Source organism: Chlorobaculum thiosulfatiphilum, assembly GCF_006265165.1.
GTDB classification, from domain to species: Bacteria; Bacteroidota; Chlorobiia; order Chlorobiales; family Chlorobiaceae; genus Chlorobaculum; species Chlorobaculum thiosulfatiphilum.
In genome coordinates this window covers 1-19445 of record NZ_VDCH01000027.1, presented here as the reverse complement: position 1 = coordinate 19445, position 19445 = coordinate 1, and the positions used below count along the sequence as shown (strand labels likewise).

Below are 19445 nucleotides of genomic sequence, written 5' to 3'. Positions count from 1 at the left end.
TTGTTGCAGCCAAACCTGTATCTTTCAAATTCAACGCTTGTGAGCCGTATTTGCCGAAATCAAAACCGCTGAACATGGAACCCCCCACCATCCTCTGGCTCGCCTCCGCGCTTCTGCTCATCGCCGGATTTGCAGGCCTCCTCTTGCCCGCGCTGCCGGGAGTGCTGCTCATCTTTGCAGGCCTCGTCTTCGCCGCCTGGGCGGAAGGCTTCGCCTACGTCGGCTGGGGAACCATCGCGATCCTCGCCGTGCTCACCGTGGCGGCGTATATCATCGATTTCCTCGCCGGTCTCTTCGGCGCAAAGCGTTTCGGCGCAGGCAGATACGGCGTCATGGGTGCAGCCATCGGCACCGTGATCGGCCTCCTCTTCGGATTGCCGGGCATCATCATCGGCCCCTTCATCGGAGCCATCCTCGGCGAACTCTACGCCCAGAAAGATATCCAATCCGCCAGCACCGCCGGTCTTGGAGTCTGGATCGGCATGGCGATCGGCATCGCCGCTCGTCTCGCCGTAGCGTTTGTTATGGTCGGGGTGTTTCTGCTGGCGAGGTTTGTGTGAGAAGATGGAATAGATCAGAAAGGACGTAACTCCCTTTTAGCCAGGCAGTCTCTGACGATTATTCCGGAGCTGTTCAGCCGGAAAATCACCGCCTGTTCGCCCGGTGCCGGCTTCTTGAAGTATCCGCTTTTTCCTTGCGAGTTCAAGGCTGTCCTGCCCGGCAAACTGGCCCCGGTCAACGCATCCGGCGGCTTGGCCTCGATCATTTCGGAGGGCAAACGCGCCATTACCGTCAAGGTGAACGAGGTGATCGCGGTTGCCGGATTCGCCTTGCCCGGCAGCTATGTGGATGTGCTGGTGAGCGGCAAGGACGGCAGCGGCCAGCCATTTTCGCGAACCGTGCTGTCGCGCGTGAAGGTTCTTGCCGTGGCACAGGAGACCGCCATGGAACCCGATAAACCAAAAGTGGTCAATGCCGTCACCGTCGAACTGACGCCGACCGAATCCGAAAAGCTCGATCTGGCCCGCAACATCGGCAAGCTCTCCCTGGTCTTGCGCAACGAATTCGACGCTAACGAAATCAACTCCGCAGGCGTACGTCTGCCCGATATAGTCTATCCGCACTCCGCTCTCGCCGCCACCCCTTCGCCGGTCGCGCAGGCCGCGCCTTTGCGCCGAAGCCGCGCGGGTCAAGGCAGGGGATTCGAGGAAATCCGCGGCACAAGCCGTCAATCTGCTGCCAAACCTTAGTCAACATGACCATGAAAAAGACAAACAAAATTCGTTTGGCCTGCAAAGCGATCACGTTAGCGGCGCTACTTTTCGGCGCGGACTCCGTTGCCGCAGTGGCCTCGCCCGCGATCTCCGGTAACGTTCGCATGGCCGCAAAGCCTTTTCCATTGCTCTTTGGCGCGCTGCCCGTCGCGGTTCCGCGCTCGACCACCGGCACGGCAGCACCGGCGGCAAGCGCCTCCCGCTTGACCACTGCCGCGGCAGCAGCGGCTCCAATCGCCTCGCCTTCGATTTCCGGGGCCGTGGCGTCAACCGCTCGGCGCTCGACCGTGCGCGGCGAAGGCGTGACCTCGATGGCCTTGCCATCGGTCTGCTTCGTGCCTGTGGGCGAATCCAGGGTGTTCCGGCTCGCGCGACCAATCTCCCGCGTTGCCGTGGGCGATCCCGAGGTGGCCGACTATATCATGATCAACTCCTCCCAGCTCTATCTGCTGGGCAAAAAAACCGGCGCGACCAATCTCGTCATCTGGGACCGGGCAGGCAACGTCACCACCACGCCGCTCCACGTCAGCCGCAACATCAGCAACATAAGAGAGATGTTGAAAGCCGTGCTGCCGAACGAGACCGGTATTCAGCTCTACGCCTCAGGCCCGGCGCTGATCGTGGCCGGCTCCGTCTCTGACGCTCTGGCGGCGGAAACCGCTCTCCGCATCGTCAAAGCACATGCGGGCGGCGCGGTTCCCGAAGAAAACCCCGAAGCCACCCTGGTCAATAGCGCTCCCGCCTCTGGATATACGGCGCAGGCCAACCTGTCCGGCGTGGTCAAAAGCATCGCTGCTGCTCTCCCCGGCGCAGCCAGCAGCGCCTCCGCCAGTACGCCCGGCGTGGTCAACCTCCTTCAAATCCGTGATCCGCAGCAAGTTCGCCTCGAAGTTCGCATCGCCGAAGTTTCCAAATCCTATATCGAAACGCTGGGACTCGGATTGATGAAAGACATCGGTGGTACGCAGGGTAGTCTCATGACAGGGTTTGTCAGCGATGCTACGCTGAACCTCATACTGAATGCCAGCTACGACCCCCTCAGAAAGATCACGCTTGGCAAAAAGCTTGGGGTTGAGGCCGAGCGCAAAAAGGGCTGGATTAAAATCCTGGCCGAACCGACCATTGTCGCCATGAGTGGTCACGAAGGGTATTTCCTGGTTGGCGGCAAAATTTATACGCCCACCATCGGAGCCTACGGACAGATCGACTACGTCGAGCGCACCTATGGCGTGGGTTTGCGGTGTACGCCCACCGTGCTGAATGCCGGACGCATTTCGCTCAGGGTTGCGCCCGAAGTTTCCGAGACTTTGAAAGAGGTGCTCACTGCGGGCACCAACATCAATTTGCCCGCTTTCAAAATGAGCTACGCCTCCACCACCGTCCAGATGAACGAGGGTGAAAACCTCGTTATCGGCGGCCTTCTGCGTGACAACCTCACCGAAGTCATACGGGCGCTGCCCCTGCTGGTTGATATTCCCGTTCTCGGCACGCTCTTCCGGCGCACCGAGAAGAATGCCGAAACGACCGAGCTGATGGTGATCATTCGTCCCACGCTCGTCAAGGCGAGCGCCACCGCGCCGGAGCTTCCCACGGACAAGTATGTTCCGGCGGGCACCAACGAGCTGTTCATCGGTGGAAAACTTGAAAGCTCGCGGAGGGAGAGATGATCACCATGCACGCGGATGCTGCCGGGCATCAGGCTCCGACAGCGAAGCCCGTACGACGCCAGAAAGGAAACGCGATGGTTGAATTCGCGTTCATCCTGCCGGTGTTCCTGCTGCTTCTTTTCGGGGTGATCTACTTTTCCGTCGCCCTGTACAACAAAACCGTGCTCGCCATCGCCACCCGCGAGGGGGCGCGAGCCATCGGTGTCCGTGCCCGCAACGTACACCGATGGCTCCAGAATAAGCAGCGCCAACACCGTCGCCACGCAGGTGTGCCAGAACAAGCTCGTTTCGTTTGGCGACGCAATGTCGGCTTCGATCACTTCGAGCATTTCGGGCGACATTCTCACCGTGCAGGCCAGCGGCGATTATGATGCGTTTTACCTGTTTCCGGGCTTTTCGATTTCGGCCCAAACCAGCATGAGGCTCGAATGACCATGACACGTTTACGCTCCATCGACCGGCGGCTGCATCACCAGCGTGGCGGCGTCGCCATCTGGTTCGCGCTGCTCTTGCTGGTGCTGCTTGGTTTCGCCGCCCTGGCGGTTGACCTGGCCCGCCTGCACCTCGTCAAGGTCGAACTCCAGAGCGCCGCCGACGCGGCTGCCATGGGCGGCGCTTGCTCGCTCATCGACGCCGGAGGCGACCCGTTCAACTGGGCGGCGGCTGAAGCCAAGGCGCTGGAGCTGGCGCAGCAGAACGTCGTCAATGGCGCGCAGATTCAGCAAGCGACGATCGAAACCGGCTACTGGAATCTCCAGTCGCGCAGTTGGAGCAGCACGTTCGTCACGGGCTATCTCCCCGCCGTGCGCGCCACGATTGCCATCTCCGGCACACAGAACAACGGGCCACTGAGCCTGCTGTTCGCCCCCGTTCTGGTAAACGGCGTGGCCCCGACCATCAATCTTGGCTCCATCTACGCTTTCGATGGTGAAAAGGTGTTGTCGGGTCAGTGGACCACCTTTCAAAGTTATGTGAAAAACCCGGATGTCCCATTCATGCGGGACCTCATCGATAATGGCAATGCCACCGAATTGTCCATCGGCAACAACACCTACATCCAGCCGGGCGCAAAAGCCACGTTGTACAGCGAAGTGCCTGTCGGTACAACTGTGGGCATGTTTATTGTTGACGAAGTCGATACCAACGCCTTCGTGCCTATCGTCGCGATTGCCGCTTTTCATATCGATGGATACAGTCAAGGCGGGAAATATATAACCGGCCATTTCGTCGATGCGGCGATCATCCCCGGCCTCTATCCTGGCGACGGCAGCGGCGGGTTATACGGCGCGTACACTCCTCCAATACTTGTCAGATAAGCAACCATGAACATCGTAACGTACTCTCCCCAGGCGTGGGAGGTTTCCGATGCCCGGCTCGAGCTGGGTCAGCACCGGCTCATGCGCATGGTCGGGGGGCTTGAGGTCATGGCGCGTCAGCTCACGTCCCGCAAGCCCGATCTCGTCCTGCTCGCGGGCTTTGACCCCTCCGAGCCGCAATACATTCAGGAGGTCGAAAAGCTCTGCCTCGCGCTGCCTCATGCCGCCATTGTGGCGCTGCACCCGCAGGCCAGGCCCGAAGAGCTGTTGTCGCTCATGCGCGTTGGCGTGCGTGAAGTCATTGCCGCCAGCACCCCCGAAACCCTGCGGCAGGTGATCGAGCGCGTCGAGCTTCGCGCAAGAGGGGTTGGCATCAACTGCGGGCGGGTTTTTGGATTTGTCTCTTCGAAAGGGGGCGATGGCAGCACTTGCCTGGCGGCAAACCTCGCCTTCGCGCTCTCCCGGGAGCCGGCAATTCGCGTACTGGCGCTCGATGCTTCCCTGCCCTTCGGCGAACTCGACCTGTACCTTACCCGCGAGAACCACATTCAGGATCTGGCCGACATTTCCAGCCAGTCCGACCGGCTCGACCAGTCGCTGCTCAACAGCATGGTGCAGCACCTCGGCCCTGCGCTCGACCTCATTGCGTCGCCCGGCGCGTACGATAAAATCGTCGAGATCGAACCCGGGCGCGTGAGCGAGCTCATTGGCATCGCCCAAAGCTGCTACGACTACATCCTCGTGGACTTTGGTTCGTCACTCGACCGGATCGGCATCTGGGTGCTCGATCATCTCGACGAACTCTGCATCGTCGCCACGCCGTCGTTGCCATCGCTGCGCCGGGCGGGCCAACTGCTCAGACTCTGCGAGGAGCTGGAAAAGCCCGTATCGAGCCTCCAAATCATCCTCAACCGGGCCGACGCAAGCGAGCGCATCTCCAGCGCCGAAATCGAAAAACTCATCGGCAGGCCGATCAGCAAAAGCTTTCCCGTCGATACCGAAGCCGTCGAAGCGTCTCTCATGCTGGGCAACCCCTTGTTGCAGGTGGAACCCGGATCGAAACTCTCCAGAACCATCATCGGCTGGGCCGAGCATCTCACCGGTGCCGGTCATCAAAAACCATCGCTATGGCAACGCTTAAAGATCAAATAGCCCGCTGGAACCTCTCCACCAGGCGGGGAGCGGCCACTCCCGAACCGGTGTGCGATATCGCTGGGGCGACTGCGCAATCCTACGTTGTCGATCTTTCGGGGTCGGCGGCGTCGAAGAAAAAAAACAACGCATCCAAAGGGGTTGACTTTTACGCGACCAAAACCAGATTGCACCAGAAGCTGCTTGCCCGCATCGACCTCAACTCCATCGAGAGCATGACCCCCGAGCAGTTGCGCAACGAGCTTGGGCAGGAACTCGCCACGCTGATCGATGAGGAGGCCATTCCCCTGAATGTTCAGGAGCGCAACCGGCTGGTGGCCGACCTCAAAAACGAGATCATGGGGCTGGGGCCGATCGAGCCGTTGCTCGCCGATCCCGACATTTCCGAAATCATGGTCAACGGCTACCAGAATGTCTATATCGAAAAAAAGGGGTGCATCTACCTCACCGACATCCGCTTCAACGATGACGAGCATCTCCTGAAGATCATCGACAAGATCGTCTCCCGCGTGGGGCGGCGTATCGATGAGTCCAGCCCGATGGCCGACGCCCGCCTGCCCGATGGCTCGCGCGTCAACGCCATCATTCACCCGTTGGCGCTCGACGGCCCGGTGCTCACCATCCGGCGCTTCGCGGTCGTGCCGTTGCAGATGCCGGACATCATCCAGAACAACACGCTCACGACACAGATGGCCGAGCTGCTGTCGGCGCTGGTCAAGGTCAAGTGCAACATCCTCATTTCGGGAGGCACGGGCACGGGTAAAACCACGCTGCTCAACATTCTGTCGGGCTTCATTCCCCACAGCGAGCGCATCGTCACCCTCGAAGACACGGCGGAACTCCAGCTTCAGCAGGATCATGTCGTCCGGCTCGAAACGCGCCCGCCCAACATCGAGGGCAAGGGCGAAGTCGCCATGCGCGCGCTGGTGAAAAACGCCTTGCGCATGAGGCCCGACCGTATCGTGATCGGCGAGGTGCGCAGCTCCGAGGTGATCGACATGCTGCAAGCCATGAACACCGGCCACGAGGGTTTGCTCACCACCATTCACGCCAACAGCTCGCGGGATGCCTTGAGCCGCCTCGAAAACCTGATGGGGATGGCGGGTATCACCATGCCGGGCAAGGCGATGCGCCAGCTCATCGCCTCGTCGCTTCACTTTATCGTCCAGATCGCGCGGCTCGAAGACGGCAAGCGCAAGGTGACGAGCATCCAGGAGATCAGCGGCATGGAGGGCGACGTTATCACCACCCAGGAGATCTTTTGCTACAAGCGCACCGGCATCAACCCGGATGGATCCGTGCAGGGAGTGTTCAGCGCGACGGGCGTCTGTCCCAAAGTGTCGGAAAAAATCCACACCTACGGCATCACTCTCAGTGATGGCATGTTTGAACCCGTCGTTAACGACTAAACCTTGCGCATCATGGACACGTTGTTGTTTTCCCTTCTTGTTTTCGTGGTGGTCATGCTGCTCATGCTGTTGCTCTACGGGGCCTGGCTCTACGTTTTCGACCCCCGCGTCAAAGCGAAAAAACAGCGCTTGCAGGCTATCTACGAAGCCATTCATCCGGGTGGGCAAAGCTCCACGAGCGCGCGAAGCGGCCATCGGGACGGCGCGTTCGAAACCTGGCTCCGTTCACGCTCCAGCACATTCGGGCGGCTCGAACGCCTCTGCAAACGCGCCCACAGCCCGCTCTCTGCCGCGCGGATGATGCTCCTCATGCTCGCCCTGTTCACGGTGGTCGTCGCGGCGGGTCTGCTGCGTCAGGGCAACCTCGCGCTCCTGCTGATGCTGGCAGCCGCCATCGCCAGCACACCGGTGCTCTGGTTGTTCTGGCTGGCTCGCAAGCGCCGCAAAGCCTTCGATGACAAGTTGCCGGAGACGCTCGACTATATCTCGCGCGCGCTGCGGGCCGGTCACAGCCTCACTTCGGCCATCGGCATGGTTGGCAAGGAGTTGCCCGATCCGACGGGTCAGGAGTTCAAAACCGTCTTTGATGAAATCAGCTTCGGCATCTCGTTCAAGGAGGCCATCGGCCAGCTCTCCGAGCGCGTTCGAAGCGATGACCTCGATTTCTTTGTCATTTCGCTCACGATCCAGCACGATTCCGGCGGCAACCTCGCCGAACTGCTCGACGGGCTGGCAAAAACCATCCGCGAGCGCATCAAGCTGCGCGGCAGGATTCGCACGCTCTCAGCCGAAGGGCGCATCTCGGCCGTGGTGCTGGGCGCCATGCCGTTTGCGTTCGCCGTCATCATCACGCTCATCAGGCCCGTTTACATTTCGGTGCTCTGGAGCACTCCCCAAGGCCACATCCTGCTCATCATCGGTGGCGTACTCATGGCCTTCGGGATGCTCGTGCTCAACCGGATGACCCATATCAAGGTTTAACCCTCAGTTTCGACCACCATGCAAGACACGCTTCAAATCCTGACCATCGTGCTTTCGGGGGCCACTGTTGCCTCGGCGGTGCTCGCGTTGCGCCAATGGGAAGCCGGTAACCTCTTCAAAAAACGCCTTGCCGGAATCGTTCGCCAGAGCTGGGCTCCAGTCGAAGCTACGGCAAAAAACCACGGCATGGGCGCGGTCATCAAGATGCTCTCCAGACTGTCGCTCCCGGAAGAGGGATGGCAAAATTCGAAGGCGCGAATCAGATTTTTGCAGGCGGGCATTCGCAACAAAAACGCGCCGCAGTACTACTTCGCCGTGAAAACCCTGCTCACGCTGGTGCTCCCGGCGGCGCTCGCCTTGTTTCTGCGTTTCACCCAGCCGCAGATTCCTCTGGTTTACGTCATGCTGCTGGCGCTCTCCGTCGTACTATCTGCCCGAGCTGGCGCTGCGCGTCATTACCCGGCGGCGCATCGGGAGAATGCGCGACAAGCTGCCCGACATGATCGAACTCATGGTTGTCTGCACCGAGTCGGGCATGGGCATCAACGCCGCCATTGCCCGCATATCACGCGAAATGGCGCGCACCAGCCCCGATCTGGCCCAGGAGTTTTACCTGTCGAGCCTCGAAATGCGAGCCGGGGCCTCCCGCGTCGAAGCCCTGCGCAACCTGGCCCTGCGTACGCGCCTTGATGAGATGGATGATCTGGTCTCCATGCTTGTTCAGGCCGACAGGTTCGGCACCGGCCTGGCCCAATCGCTGCGCGTGCATTCAGACATGATGCGCTCTCGCCGCAGCCAGCGAGCCGAAGAGCTTGCCGCCAAAATCCCCGTCAAAATGGTGCTGCCGCTCGGACTGTTTATCTTCCCGACGCTCTTTATCGTGGTGCTCGGCCCGGCGATCATTCAGTTGGTCGAAGTCCTGAAAGACAAGTTTTAGCCGTGAGTCCCGATCGCCTGTTGCATACCCTTCGGACGGACTGGCCCTGGTGGCTGGCTGGTGAGTTGACTGGCTGGTGGCTTGTGCCGCTGGCCCGCGTCATTCCGCGCGCGGTGTTGCAGCGCGCGCAGGCTCCACTGCACGAATGGCAAGGCCCCGGCGGTGGCGTGGAGCGGCCCGTGCCGATGGCGCGGTACATCTGGGTGCTGGTGGTCAATACCGGCTTGTGGATCGATGCCGCCAGAGTCGCCAGCCACCCGGCCTGGGCCGCGCCGTTACTGTGGGGCATCGTGGCCAGCTCCCTGTTGTTGCTCGCCCTCATCGACTGGGACACCACGCTGTTGCCGGACTGGATCGTTCTGCCGCTCGGCGTGGCGGGCCTCGTCAGCAGCCATGCAGGGTTCACCCCGCAAAGCCTGCTCGCGAGCGCGTCATCCGCCGCCGTAGTGCTTGGCCTTTTCGGCGGGCTTGCCTGGGTGTTCCAGCGCATCAAAGGCAATGCTGGCGTTGGCGGCGGCGACCTCAAACTCCTGGCCGCACTCGCCACCTGGTGGGGCGTTGTGGATGTGCTGTACGTGACGATGCTTGCCAGCGTGGCGACCGTCGTCTGGTACCTGGCGTGGCGGCGGTTCAAAGGTCTCGACAGCGACGCCGAATGGCCGTTCGGCCCCGCGATCGCCGCGGTGGCGCTGTTGTGGCTCTTGTAGGCCGCTCAACTGCCGGGCGAGCACGAAACATCGTAGCACCCGGCGATCGAACAGTCACCGCTCCCTTTGCGTCCTTCAACACATCCCGTCAAAAGAAAATCCGGCAAGAGAACTGAACCCTGCAATAATCTCGCGGATAAAAGATAGGGTGCCTCAAAAAAACTTGTTGCGCACCCCGATTGCTGCGTTGAGCGGTGCTCGAATTCCTCATCCCAACATGTCGGGGCTCCGGTTTCCGCGCTCCGTCCGCTTTTCCCGACAACGGTCGGGTCTCTCATGACGCTTTTTAGAGGCGTCCATGAGCTGAACAGCGCCCGCCGAAAGTTTGATATTCCCACGACCTTGTCCTCGCTTTCGAGAAGATGTCGCGATCTCTTTTTCAGTATATGGGAGGTACTTCCTGTGATTTAAGCATTTTTTAATCATCCATTAAGGCCTATTTAAGTTTTCGGGGTTATCTTGTTAAAGAAATGATATGTACGAATAGGGCGAATCTAATGGATTTTGCCCGTTCTTCGTGATGTTTCTGTTTTTTTAAATAATTGAATTGATAAAATATAAGCGGAGAGTCTGATGAAATGCCCGACATGTAGAGACATTGATCTTCTGATCACTGAGCGCCAAGGAATTGAAATCGATTACTGTCCGGAATGCCGTGGAGTTTGGCTTGACAAAGGAGAACTTGACAAAATCATTGAGCGGTCTTCTGGCGGGTATATGTCGAATGAATATCGAGGTGTTGCTCAAAATATGGAATCTCGTCATGGGCATCATGACCACGACCATGAGCATGGCGGTCATGGATATTATATAGATCCAAGAACCGGAAAAAGAAAAAAACATGGCGGGCCGCTCGGATTTCTCGGAGAACTTTTTGATTAATTTTCATAAAGTGATGCTGTAAGAAGTTATTATTCAGTTGTGTCGTTGCTATAACCTAAAACGCAGATAACGATGAGAAAGAAACAAAGATTCGTCACAGGATTTTTTGCCTTGGCTTTAATCATTATGATGTTTGCTCACGGAATTGCAAGTGCAAGTCCCTTAGAAATAACTGATATCGATGGCAATCGATATAAAACAGTGACCATTGGAACTCAGGTTTGGACTCAGACAAACTTGAACGTTACTCACTATCGTAATGGTGATCCTATCCGATACGCAAAAACTGCAAAAGAGTGGTACAATGCAGCGCAAAAGGGTGAGGGGGCATGGGCCTTTTATAATAACGCCCCAGGTAATGGAAAAAAGTATGGCAGACTCTATAACTGGTATGCGGTGAACGACCCACGTGGACTTGCCCCTAAAGGTTCACATGTTCCGAGCGACAAAGAGTGGTCGGTTTTGACTGAAGAACTTGGCGGGGAGGCGCTTGCGGGTGGAAAGATGAAAGCGGTCGATTCAGTGCTATGGGAAAAGCCCAATGCAGGTGCTGAAAACGAGAGTGAATTCAATGCTCATCCAGGAGGGCTTTGCGGTATCAATGGCAACTTTTACTTTGTCAAAAAAAGCGCCTATTTTTGGTCGTCATCGGAATACAGCCCGAAAATGGCGCATTACAGGTTGATCAATTTCCATGTTCCTTCGATCATAAACAGCGCAGAGGAAAAACGGGATGGCATGTCGGTTCGGTGTATTGTCGATTGAATGCCGTTCGTTGTCGGCATGATTCGCAAATTATAGCTTATACTTTCGGTTTGTCGCAAGTATGAACTGGATCGTTGAGTGTTGGTATTCGATAATTTTTTGGATGGAGATGTTGAGTGCTGTTGATGAATGGAAACGAGAGCGATAGTTGTAATTCCAATTCTAATACAATATGACTATTATATACCCATCAACAAAAAAAATGAGGGTATATGGCACGACCGGCGACAGGCAAGGAGGTTCTGGCAATAGCAAAGGAAGCTTTAGCCAAAGCACGAACAGTAGAACAGATGCGCGAGGCTCAAGCGGTAATCTTGCCACTGGAACATGGTTTATCGATGGATCAGGTAAGCGCAATCCTTGGTATTTCAAGAGGTTGGGCCTGTAAACTCAGGAGGCGCTTTATCCAGTCCGTCGGCCAGCCGCAGACGCCGAAACAAAAGCGTGGCGGTCGCCGAAGGGAAAACATGACACTCGAAGACGAGGTTGAATTCCTTGCTCCTTTTTTCGACAAAGCGGCTCGTGGCGGCATCCTGGTCGTCGGCGAAATCAAGCAGGTGCTCGACAAGCGATTGGGCCGAACCACGGCGCTCGCCTCGATCTACAATCTGCTGCACCGGCACGGCTGGCGAAAGCTTGCGCCGGACAAACGGCACCCGAAAAGCGATCCCGAAGCGCAGGAGACGTTTAAAAAAACTTCCGGAACCTGATTTCCACGATCGACAAAGAGTGGTCTGGCACCAATAAAGACGGTGCGCTTCTGGTGATGTTTCAGGATGAGGCGCGGTTCGGTCGTATCTCCGATACGCGGCGATGCTGGTGTCCCCGCCCAATTCGTCCGTTGGCGCAAGCGATGGTAACACAACAATATACCTATGCTTACGCTGCGGTGTCAGTGAGTGATGGCGTACTGGACACGCTGATTCTGCCGCAGGTCAACAGCGAATGCATGCAGCTTTTTCTTGATGAGGTCGCCACCAGACACCCGAAAGATCGAATCGCCATGATCCTCGATGGCGCAGGCTGGCACAAGTCCTCGACGCTGAAGATACCGAAGAACATGTTGTTGGTTTCATTACCGCCCTATGCTCCGGAACTCAACCCTGTCGAGCATTTGTGGGATTAACTGCGCGAAAAAGCATTCGGCAATATGGTCTTCGACAGCATCGAAGCTCTTGAAGATCACCTGGAAGTTTCGTTGAAAGCGATGGAGCTGGATACACCCAGAGTGCATTCTATCGTCGCTTGGCCTTGGATTATTAGTGCTTTATTGTAATAGAAATGGAATTAGGGATAGTCCATCCGTGAATCGTTTTCAGGTCGGTCAAGATGCACGGTCATATACAGATGCGCTCATTCTGCAAAATCGGCAGGCCCAGCAGCACTTTCTGCGCTTCCCTTTGCGTCCTTCAACACATCCCGTCAAAAGAAAATCCGGCAAGAGAACTGAACCCTGCAATAATCTCGCGGATGGAAGGGATGCAGTCTCTTGCTCTCAAGCCAAACGAGGCTGATCAGCTCCATGCGGTTCTATCACTGCTTCGGTGAGAAGCAGCTATCGAGCCGCATCGGGGTTTTCGGGGGCGGGGGGGGGCGCTTTTGCGGTGGGTTCGAGGTGGGTCGTGACGTTGACGTGGGGAATTCTCTCCCTCAACCGTGACTCGATGCGTTCGCACCAGTCGTGTCCTTGGCGGACACTCCAGTGTTCCGGCACGATGACATCCAGCGTGATGAAGACGAGGCTGCCGCCCATTCTCGTTTTCAGGTTACGGTAGCTCACCCCTTCAGAGCATATTTCCTGTAGCGCCGCGCTGATTTCGGCGAGCTGACCGGGCGGGAGCGCGGCGTCCATCAGGCCATCGGCCGTGCGTTGCAGCAGTAGCCAGCCGGTGCGCAGAATATTCAGCGCGACCACGAGCGCAATGACCGGATCGAGCCACGTCAAACCGCTCCACCAGGCCAGGGCAACGCCAGCGATCACGCCGACGGAGGTCCAGACATCGGTCATCAGGTGATGGGCGTCGGCTTCCAGCGTGATCGAATTCTCGCGCATGCCTACGGTCAGCAGCACACGCGCCGTCAGGTAGTTGACCACGCTCGCGCCCGCGGAGACGACAAGCGCGAGGCCGACGGTCTCCAGCCCCCTCGGATGAAGCAGGCGCTCGACGGCGCTGAAGCCGATGGAGAGCGCGGCGACAAGGATCAGCAGCCCCTCGAAGCCGCTCGAAAAATACTCCGCCTTTCCGTGGCCGAAGGCGTGGGAGTCGTCTGCCGGGCGTTCGGCAAGCGTGATCATGGCCAGCGCCATCATCGCCCCGGCAAGGTTCACGAAGGATTCGAGCGCGTCGGAGAGCAGTCCCACCGACCCGGTCAGTCGCCAGGCAAACATTTTCAGCGCAATGGTGACGATTGCGGCGAGGATCGACAGCAGGGCGAAGCGCTTCAGGGAGTTGTTTTTGTCACGAACCATAGATGTCAATCGTTACGAGTTTTCCGTATCCGGCGCGATACCGAATACGGGTCTTTCATCAATGTAACAAAGTAGCGCCGGAACGCGGTTTCGCCATCGCGCTGTCGCCGTTTTCAGTCGCCATCACGGCTGTTTTTGTGGCACTTCGCGCAGTTCCGGTAGTTTCTGATTCCCTCCTCGATGTGCTCGCTGGCGATGTTCGCGGGGGTGTGCTCATGGCAGCCGTAACAGGTGTACTGCCTGAAATTTGTCGGATCGTTGTGGCAGGTCGCGCAACTCGCCCGATGGTCGCGGTCGAGCCGGAAGTAGCGGTCGTGGTTGAAGCTTGCCGGTTTCCAGGCTTTGGTGCCGTGGCAAGTCGTGCAGTTCGTCCCCGCGCTTGCGTGGAGTCCGCCCGTGGGCAGGTCGCGCTTGTGGCACTCGATGCAGCGCTGGCGCGTTGTCAGCAGCTTGTGATCGAAGCTCGCGGGCCGCCATCCGCCGGTCGCGTGGCAGTCGCCGCAGCTCCGGCTTGCGGAGTCGTGCAGCTTGTCCTGTGGCTTCTGGCCGTCGTGGCAAGTGTTGCAATTGGCGCGTAAGTTCGCACCGAGGCTTTCGTGCCTGAACGTGCGCAACGCTTTTTTGGCGTCACGCCCCTTGTGGTCGGTATGGCATTCGAGACAGCCGTTTGCAGGCAGCCCCCGGTGGAAAAGCGCTTTGCCCGCCTTTTTCGGCAGGGCCGATCCATCGACGCTCCTGATGCCGATGTCGCCGGGCTTGTGGCAGCTCGCGCACTGCATGGCGAGCGCACCCCTGAACGGCTTGTGGCAGGAGAGGCACTGCTTTTCGATTCCCGCATGGCCCTGCATCAGATGCCCGGGATTGAGCAGGCGATCCGGAAATGCCAGCGCGAGGCCGATAAGCACGGCGAGAAATGCGGCGATGATGGCAAGCGTTTTCATGTATTCACATCCAGGTTGCCCGGTTGGAGAAAACAAGGATCGACGCGATGTGCGCCAGCGTCAGAACGGCAAGGAACACGACCAGCGGCATGTGCACCGTCCGCCACCGGTCGAGCGCCTTCACGGTCACCGAATCCCAGAAGAGTTCCCGGTCGAGCGCGTCATCCGGCGGAGCGTCGATGCCGAGTTGCTGCTTTTTGAGCTTCGCCTCGCTCCTGAATTTTCGCACGAGATGCTGCCCGACATGGCCGCTTGCCGTCACGATCATCATGAGTGCCGTGGCGGCCCAGGGGAGCAGCGCGTTGAAATGGATTCCGGAGTGCACCAGTATCAGAAGCGTCGCGATCCAGCCAGCGTTGCAGTGAAGCTGGAGAAAGCGTTTGACCGGCCCTTTCGGGATTATCTTTTTTTTCCGCGCCGAATAGATGAAAGAGAGGAGAAAAAAGAGGGTTCCCGCAACGCCAAGATACCGTCCCGCCAGTTCGAGCCTGAACTGGTGGAGCAGGGAGTCGAGCGCAATCGCGGCGGCGATGAGAAGCAGGTATGAAACCGTCAGCGGGAATGCTTTGCGTATCAGGAGTGATTGCCACATGGTTTTGCCGGGTAACTGTTTTCATGATTTTCCAGTCCAAAAGTTATCCCCGGCTTCCTTAAACCGTCCTGAAAGCAGGCTTAAAAGTGACTTAAAACGCATCCCTCGACCTCCGCTTTTTCACGACGGGAACGTCAGCTCGAACGTGGTTCCTTTTCCCGCTTCGCTCCTGACCGAAATGGCGATCGACTGGAGGTCGGCGAGCTTTTTCACGATCGCCAGCCCGAGGCCGGAGCCGCCGGTGCCGGAACTTCTCGACTCGTCCACGCGGTAGAAGCGGTCGAAAATGGCCGGGAGCTGCTCGGCCGGAATGCCGATGCCGTGATCCTCGATGGCGCAAACCACGGCGGCCTCCTTCCGTTCGATCCGTATTTCCACCGAAGAGCCTTCGGGCGAATACTTGATCGCGTTGGAGAGGAGGTTGCCGAACATGATTTCGAGCAGCGAAGGATCGGCCTTCACCCGGCAGGGCGGGGCGTCGGCCAGCGCGAGCGCGATCCCTTTTTGGCGGGCGAATGGCTCTATTCTCGACAACGCCGCTTCGAGCGGCGCGGCCACGTCGATCTCGACGATAGCCGGTTTCATCGAGCTGGAGTCGTCGCGGGCCAGGAGCAAAAGCTGGTCGATCAGCCGGGCCATCCGGTTCAGCTCGGCGAGGCAGGCGTTGACCCGGCTCTCGTAGTGTTCGACTGTTCGCGGCTTGCGCACCAGCACTTCGAGCGTTCCCTTGACGATGGCCAGCGGCGTCTTCAGCTCGTGCGACGCATCCGCCGTGAACTGCTTTTCGCGCTGGAACGCCTGCTGTAAGCGGTCGAGCAGCGCGTTCACCGTGACCGACATCCGGTAGAGTTCGTCACGGTTCGCCGGGAGCGGAATGCGCTGGTCGAGGTTCGACTGGGTGATCGTTTCAGCCGTGGCGATCACCTCGTCGATTGGCCGGATGCTTCGCCCGGCGATCAGCCGCGTCAGCGCGAACAGCACGAGAGTGATGAAGGGGAACGAGACGACGACGATGGTGGTCATGTCACGAAGCACGAGAAGCGCTCCCCTGACCGGCACGGCGACGGCAAGGTAGCCGTTGATGCTGCCGTCGCGCCCCGTGAGCGGCAACTGAACCTGGCGAACCGCGGAACTCCCGATCGTGCTGTTGCGGAACACGGTTCCGGCTTTGCCCCGCTCGACGTCGAGCGAGTTGTCGAAAAGGCTCGAAGACTTGCGGACGACGCGGCCCCCGGCATCGGTGATCTGGATGAATTCGGAATCGATATCCCTGTGGCGGCGCTCGCTGAAATCGTCGTCATCGAAAACGTCGTCGTCGTACTTGTCCGCGCCGGAAAAGCCTTCGAAGCGATCCTTGCGGATATGCGCCTCGTCGAGCGTTTCGACAGCCTCTTTCAGAAGCTCTTCGTCGAGGTGCCGGTAAACGACGCTATCAACCGTGAAGATGATGGCGGCGAAGACAATCGCGATCAGAAGCGCCGTCGCCCCGGTGTAGTAGAGGGCGATCCTGTTCCGGATGCTCATCGAGGAGAAGAGCTTCGAGCGGCCACGCTGGGCGGGCGCGGGGGAGTTGGTCATGCGCCCTCCGCCGCCTCTTCGCGGATGATGTAGCCCACGCCACGGATGGTCTGGATCAGGTTCCGGCACCCGGCGGCGTCGAGTTTTTTCCGGAGAAAATTGATATAGACGTCGATAACCGAGGTGTCCGAATCGAAATGCATGTCCCAGACGTGCTCGATGATGCGGCTGCGGGTGCACACCTTGCCCTTGTTGCGAAGCAGGAATTCAAGCAGCGCGAACTCCTTCGGGGTGAGGGCGAGTCCGGTCGAGCCATACCGCGCTTCGTGGGTCGCCGGATCGACCGACAGCAGCCCGGCGGCGAGCGGGCCGCCTTCGCTGCCGCGACGCCGGAGCTGCACCCGGATGCGGGCGAGCAGCTCCTCGAACTCGAACGGTTTGCGGATGTAGTCGTTGGCCCCCGCATCGAGTCCGAACACCACGTCTTCGATGGTGTCCTTCGCCGTCAGAAAGATGACCGGGGTCTCGACGTCCTCCTTGCGGAGCCGCCTGCACACCTCGATACCGCTGATGCCGGGAATCATCCAGTCAACGAGGAGCAGGTCGTAGTCGCTGGTCAGCGCCAGTTCGACTCCCTTGCGGCCATCGCTGGCGACATCGACCGCGAAGTACTCCTCCTCCAGCCCCTCCTTGAGGAAGCCCGCGATTCCCGGTTCATCTTCGATAATGAGGATTCTCATCCATGCAGTGGTTTAATGGTCGTTATCGTCGCCGTCACCCTCCGCCGGTTTGCCGATCAGCCTGCCGAGCAGTTCCGGGGCCTCCTTGCCGTTGGCCGCCGCGATCTCGGCGATGGTCTGCGATGGTGCGTTCACCGTGACGCCATCGTTTTTGAGCCGGGCGATCAGCTCACCGGGGCTTTGTTTTGCAACCAGCGCGACGGTTTCGATGGACGAAGTTTCGAGCGCCTTTGCCGAGGCTCTGGCGACATGCTTGCCGTTTTCCTCCTCCCCATCGCCGAGGAACGGCATTGCCGAGGCCACCGTGACAATCGCGCATAATCCTAAAATAGCGACGGCGAGCCGTTTCGAGAAGTACGCGGTAAAGGCTTTCCAGTTTGCCGCCACATGGAGGAGCGCTCCGGCGACCAGCAGCCAGCCGAGCCACTCGTGCGCGGGCTTGACGAGTCCCTTCTCGAATTCAAAAAACAGTAACAGGCCGGTGACGCCGGAAATCAGGAGTGCTCCAGTCACCAGAGGAGTCGCCCAGGATCGGATGTTCGCTTTCATGATCTTTCGTAGTTCTTGCTTGATTGAATCGTTCTGCCGGAAGACCGCCAGTGCGGTCAACAGGAGTCAACATATCCCCGCAACCCTTAAAAAAGGGTAAGTGAAACCTTAAAAATCACTTAAAACGCACCGGCCTCGCCGGGGAGGCGGCTTTTCGGGGCAAGCGGTTCACGGAGGCGAACAGCTCCATCCGCCTTTCATATCAAATCATTCAGGACATGTTTTCGGGATGTCGGGGCGTCGTTGTGATTATGGCGCAACCAGTCTGTTTGATGAGGCGCTCACTGGGTCACCAGCAGGTCGCATGGGGAGAGCTCCAGAAGATTGAGCGTCACGCTTCCGAGCAGAAAGTGCTCCATCAGGGATTTTCCTTGCCTGCCGACTGCCACCAGATCGGCGCCGGTCTTGCGGATTGCCCTCACGAGGGTTTGCGCCGGGTGCTCGCCATGCCGTATCATCTTGTGGAGCCGTGAGTTGTGTACGCCGGTCAACGTCGATATGAAGTGCTCCATCTCCAGCTCAGCCGCTTCGCGCGCCATGCGGCGATAGTCGTTTATTGCGTCCTCGGTGACGCCCGCATACTTCATCTTGCCTTCGAACATGGCTTGATAGACATGGACGAGGTAGAGCGGCGCTGTCGGGGCGACTCGCGCCGCCCACTCCACGGCGCGGCGGGAATGAGCAGAAAAATCAACGGCCACCAGTATTTTCCGGTATGGCTGAACCGGCTCGGTCTTGACGACAAGCACTGGTTTGCCGGAGTGCCGGATGAGCCTGCCGGGCGTCGAGCCGATGTTCGTGTCGATCAGGTGCCGGCCTTTCGCGCCAAGCAGCACGATCTCCGGCTCCGCCGCCGCTTCGATGATTCGGTCAACGGCTTTGCCGGAGCGGACTTGCGGTTCGAGCTGAACGCCCGAACCCTCGAAAATCGACGCGATCTCCTTTTCGAGAGCGTGCATCGCATCGTCGAGCAGGGTCGATTCGGCTTCGCACGGCAGGTGTAACAGGCGCGTCAGGTTCTCCAGCAAGCCGGTTTCGACCACATGCAGCGCGGTTCCACGGGTGATTCCGGCGGCTTTGCACAGCAGCGCCGCGCGTTGCATGGCGTGTTGTGAATCGGCGGAGAAGTCCGATGCGACGAGAAGCGAGGAGATGGGTTTCATGTTCTGACTCCTGTAGGATTATCGGAGCGGCCTGCCCGGCAGCGCGAGTGATGCCTGAAAGGACCAGTAGCCCGTAATTCATCTTATTATAATCATACGACCATGCCGAAGCAATCCGTGACGCCGCTCCGGCTTGCAGAGCGTGCGCCACTCTTTCAGCAGAAAGCGCTTTTTCCGGCTCTTTTGTGACGTAAAAGCGGGCGGATTCATGTTGAGACGATCATATTTTGCATGAGATTCGTTTATTGACAGATGACGAGCGATCGCCTTGCCGGGAACACTCCAGTTGCGTGTTTCGTTGGGTTTATTAATCCGGCCAATAAAACTCGCAAATATATTATATTGCGGGTATGGAAAAAATCGATATTAGAAAAGTCTCTGA

The 19445-nt window shown here is 58.6% G+C and carries 21 protein-coding genes and 2 pseudogenes; 16 read left to right on the top strand and 7 right to left on the bottom strand.

Annotated elements, in window-relative coordinates:
- Positions 1 to 74: 74 nt before the first annotated feature.
- The 16 genes and pseudogenes from FGF66_RS10475 to FGF66_RS10410 all read left to right on the top strand — a co-directional run bounded on the left by FGF66_RS10475 (position 75) and on the right by FGF66_RS10410 (position 12216).
- Positions 75 to 560, top strand: a complete 486-nt coding sequence (locus FGF66_RS10475) for a DUF456 domain-containing protein (RefSeq protein WP_170181328.1) — start codon at positions 75 to 77, stop codon at positions 558 to 560.
- 114 nt (positions 561 to 674) lie between these two features.
- A complete protein-coding gene (cpaB, locus tag FGF66_RS10470; protein WP_246046668.1) occupies positions 675 to 1250 on the top strand; it encodes a Flp pilus assembly protein CpaB in 576 nt (191 codons plus the stop codon).
- Positions 1251 to 1261: 11 nt separating this feature from the next.
- Complete coding sequence (locus FGF66_RS10465) at positions 1262 to 2941, top strand: type II and III secretion system protein family protein (RefSeq protein WP_246046667.1); 1680 nt, start codon at positions 1262 to 1264, stop codon at positions 2939 to 2941.
- Positions 2938 to 3075 (top strand): annotated as a pseudogene (locus FGF66_RS13115) (TadE/TadG family type IV pilus assembly protein); the annotation flags it as partial. The gene FGF66_RS10465 and the pseudogene FGF66_RS13115, both read left to right, overlap by 4 nt.
- A 73-nt stretch (positions 3076 to 3148) precedes the next feature.
- Positions 3149 to 3373 (top strand): hypothetical protein, encoded by a 225-nt coding sequence (locus FGF66_RS12975; protein WP_246046666.1) that lies wholly within the window; start codon positions 3149 to 3151, stop codon positions 3371 to 3373.
- Positions 3370 to 4257 carry a pilus assembly protein TadG-related protein gene (locus FGF66_RS10455; protein ID WP_246046665.1) on the top strand — a complete coding sequence of 296 codons (888 nt, stop codon included), beginning with the start codon at positions 3370 to 3372 and terminating at the stop codon, positions 4255 to 4257. Before FGF66_RS12975 ends, FGF66_RS10455 begins: the two co-directional genes overlap by 4 nt.
- A gap of 6 nt (positions 4258 to 4263) precedes the next feature.
- On the top strand, positions 4264 to 5409 hold the full coding sequence (locus FGF66_RS10450; RefSeq protein WP_139457583.1) for a nucleotide-binding protein: 1146 nt from the start codon (positions 4264 to 4266) through the stop codon (positions 5407 to 5409).
- Positions 5385 to 6818, top strand: a complete 1434-nt coding sequence (locus tag FGF66_RS10445; protein ID WP_139457582.1) for a CpaF family protein — start codon at positions 5385 to 5387, stop codon at positions 6816 to 6818. Before FGF66_RS10450 ends, FGF66_RS10445 begins: the two co-directional genes overlap by 25 nt.
- A gap of 12 nt (positions 6819 to 6830) precedes the next feature.
- On the top strand, positions 6831 to 7799 hold the full coding sequence (locus FGF66_RS10440) for a type II secretion system F family protein (protein ID WP_246046664.1): 969 nt from the start codon (positions 6831 to 6833) through the stop codon (positions 7797 to 7799).
- A 478-nt stretch (positions 7800 to 8277) separates the two neighbouring features.
- Positions 8278 to 8736 carry a type II secretion system F family protein gene (locus FGF66_RS12970; RefSeq protein WP_246046663.1) on the top strand — a complete coding sequence of 153 codons (459 nt, stop codon included), beginning with the start codon at positions 8278 to 8280 and terminating at the stop codon, positions 8734 to 8736.
- A 2-nt stretch (positions 8737 to 8738) separates the two neighbouring features.
- Positions 8739 to 9443 (top strand): prepilin peptidase, encoded by a 705-nt coding sequence (locus tag FGF66_RS10430; RefSeq protein WP_139457581.1) that lies wholly within the window; start codon positions 8739 to 8741, stop codon positions 9441 to 9443.
- A gap of 573 nt (positions 9444 to 10016) precedes the next feature.
- Complete coding sequence (locus tag FGF66_RS10425) at positions 10017 to 10325, top strand: TFIIB-type zinc ribbon-containing protein (RefSeq protein ID WP_139457580.1); 309 nt, start codon at positions 10017 to 10019, stop codon at positions 10323 to 10325.
- A 72-nt stretch (positions 10326 to 10397) separates the two neighbouring features.
- Positions 10398 to 11090: a fibrobacter succinogenes major paralogous domain-containing protein gene (locus FGF66_RS10420; RefSeq protein WP_139457579.1), complete on the top strand. Its 693-nt coding sequence runs from the start codon at positions 10398 to 10400 to the stop codon at positions 11088 to 11090.
- Between the two features lie 212 nt (positions 11091 to 11302).
- A pseudogene (locus tag FGF66_RS13160) lies at positions 11303 to 11482 on the top strand (winged helix-turn-helix domain-containing protein); the annotation flags it as partial.
- A 75-nt stretch (positions 11483 to 11557) separates the two neighbouring features.
- Positions 11558 to 11800: a helix-turn-helix domain-containing protein gene (locus tag FGF66_RS12685; protein WP_170181327.1), complete on the top strand. Its 243-nt coding sequence runs from the start codon at positions 11558 to 11560 to the stop codon at positions 11798 to 11800.
- Entirely contained in the window at positions 11797 to 12216 is a 420-nt protein-coding gene (locus FGF66_RS10410; protein ID WP_342779656.1) for an IS630 family transposase, read from the top strand. The genes FGF66_RS12685 and FGF66_RS10410 overlap by 4 nt, the downstream gene beginning before the upstream one ends.
- A gap of 429 nt (positions 12217 to 12645) precedes the next feature.
- Here FGF66_RS10410 and FGF66_RS10405 read toward each other — a convergent pair whose 3' ends face one another.
- The 7 genes from FGF66_RS10405 to FGF66_RS10375 form a co-directional block, all read right to left on the bottom strand.
- Positions 12646 to 13560 carry a cation diffusion facilitator family transporter gene (locus FGF66_RS10405; protein ID WP_139457576.1) on the bottom strand — a complete coding sequence of 305 codons (915 nt, stop codon included), beginning with the start codon at positions 13558 to 13560 and terminating at the stop codon, positions 12646 to 12648.
- A gap of 113 nt (positions 13561 to 13673) precedes the next feature.
- The gene (locus tag FGF66_RS10400; RefSeq protein ID WP_139457575.1) at positions 13674 to 14501 is read right to left on the bottom strand and encodes a cytochrome c3 family protein; all 828 of its coding nucleotides are present in this window, start codon (positions 14499 to 14501) and stop codon (positions 13674 to 13676) included.
- A 4-nt stretch (positions 14502 to 14505) separates the two neighbouring features.
- A complete protein-coding gene (locus FGF66_RS10395) occupies positions 14506 to 15093 on the bottom strand; it encodes a hypothetical protein (RefSeq protein WP_139457574.1) in 588 nt (195 codons plus the stop codon).
- Positions 15094 to 15213: 120 nt separating this feature from the next.
- On the bottom strand, positions 15214 to 16671 hold the full coding sequence (locus FGF66_RS10390) for an ATP-binding protein (RefSeq protein WP_139457573.1): 1458 nt from the start codon (positions 16669 to 16671) through the stop codon (positions 15214 to 15216).
- Positions 16668 to 17351: a response regulator transcription factor gene (locus tag FGF66_RS10385; RefSeq protein ID WP_139457572.1), complete on the bottom strand. Its 684-nt coding sequence runs from the start codon at positions 17349 to 17351 to the stop codon at positions 16668 to 16670. Before FGF66_RS10385 ends, FGF66_RS10390 begins: the two co-directional genes overlap by 4 nt.
- Positions 17352 to 17363: 12 nt before the next feature.
- Entirely contained in the window at positions 17364 to 17900 is a 537-nt protein-coding gene (locus FGF66_RS10380; protein WP_139457571.1) for a DUF4405 domain-containing protein, read from the bottom strand.
- 281 nt (positions 17901 to 18181) lie between these two features.
- Positions 18182 to 19063 carry a universal stress protein gene (locus FGF66_RS10375; RefSeq protein ID WP_139457570.1) on the bottom strand — a complete coding sequence of 294 codons (882 nt, stop codon included), beginning with the start codon at positions 19061 to 19063 and terminating at the stop codon, positions 18182 to 18184.
- Positions 19064 to 19445 lie beyond the last annotated feature (382 nt).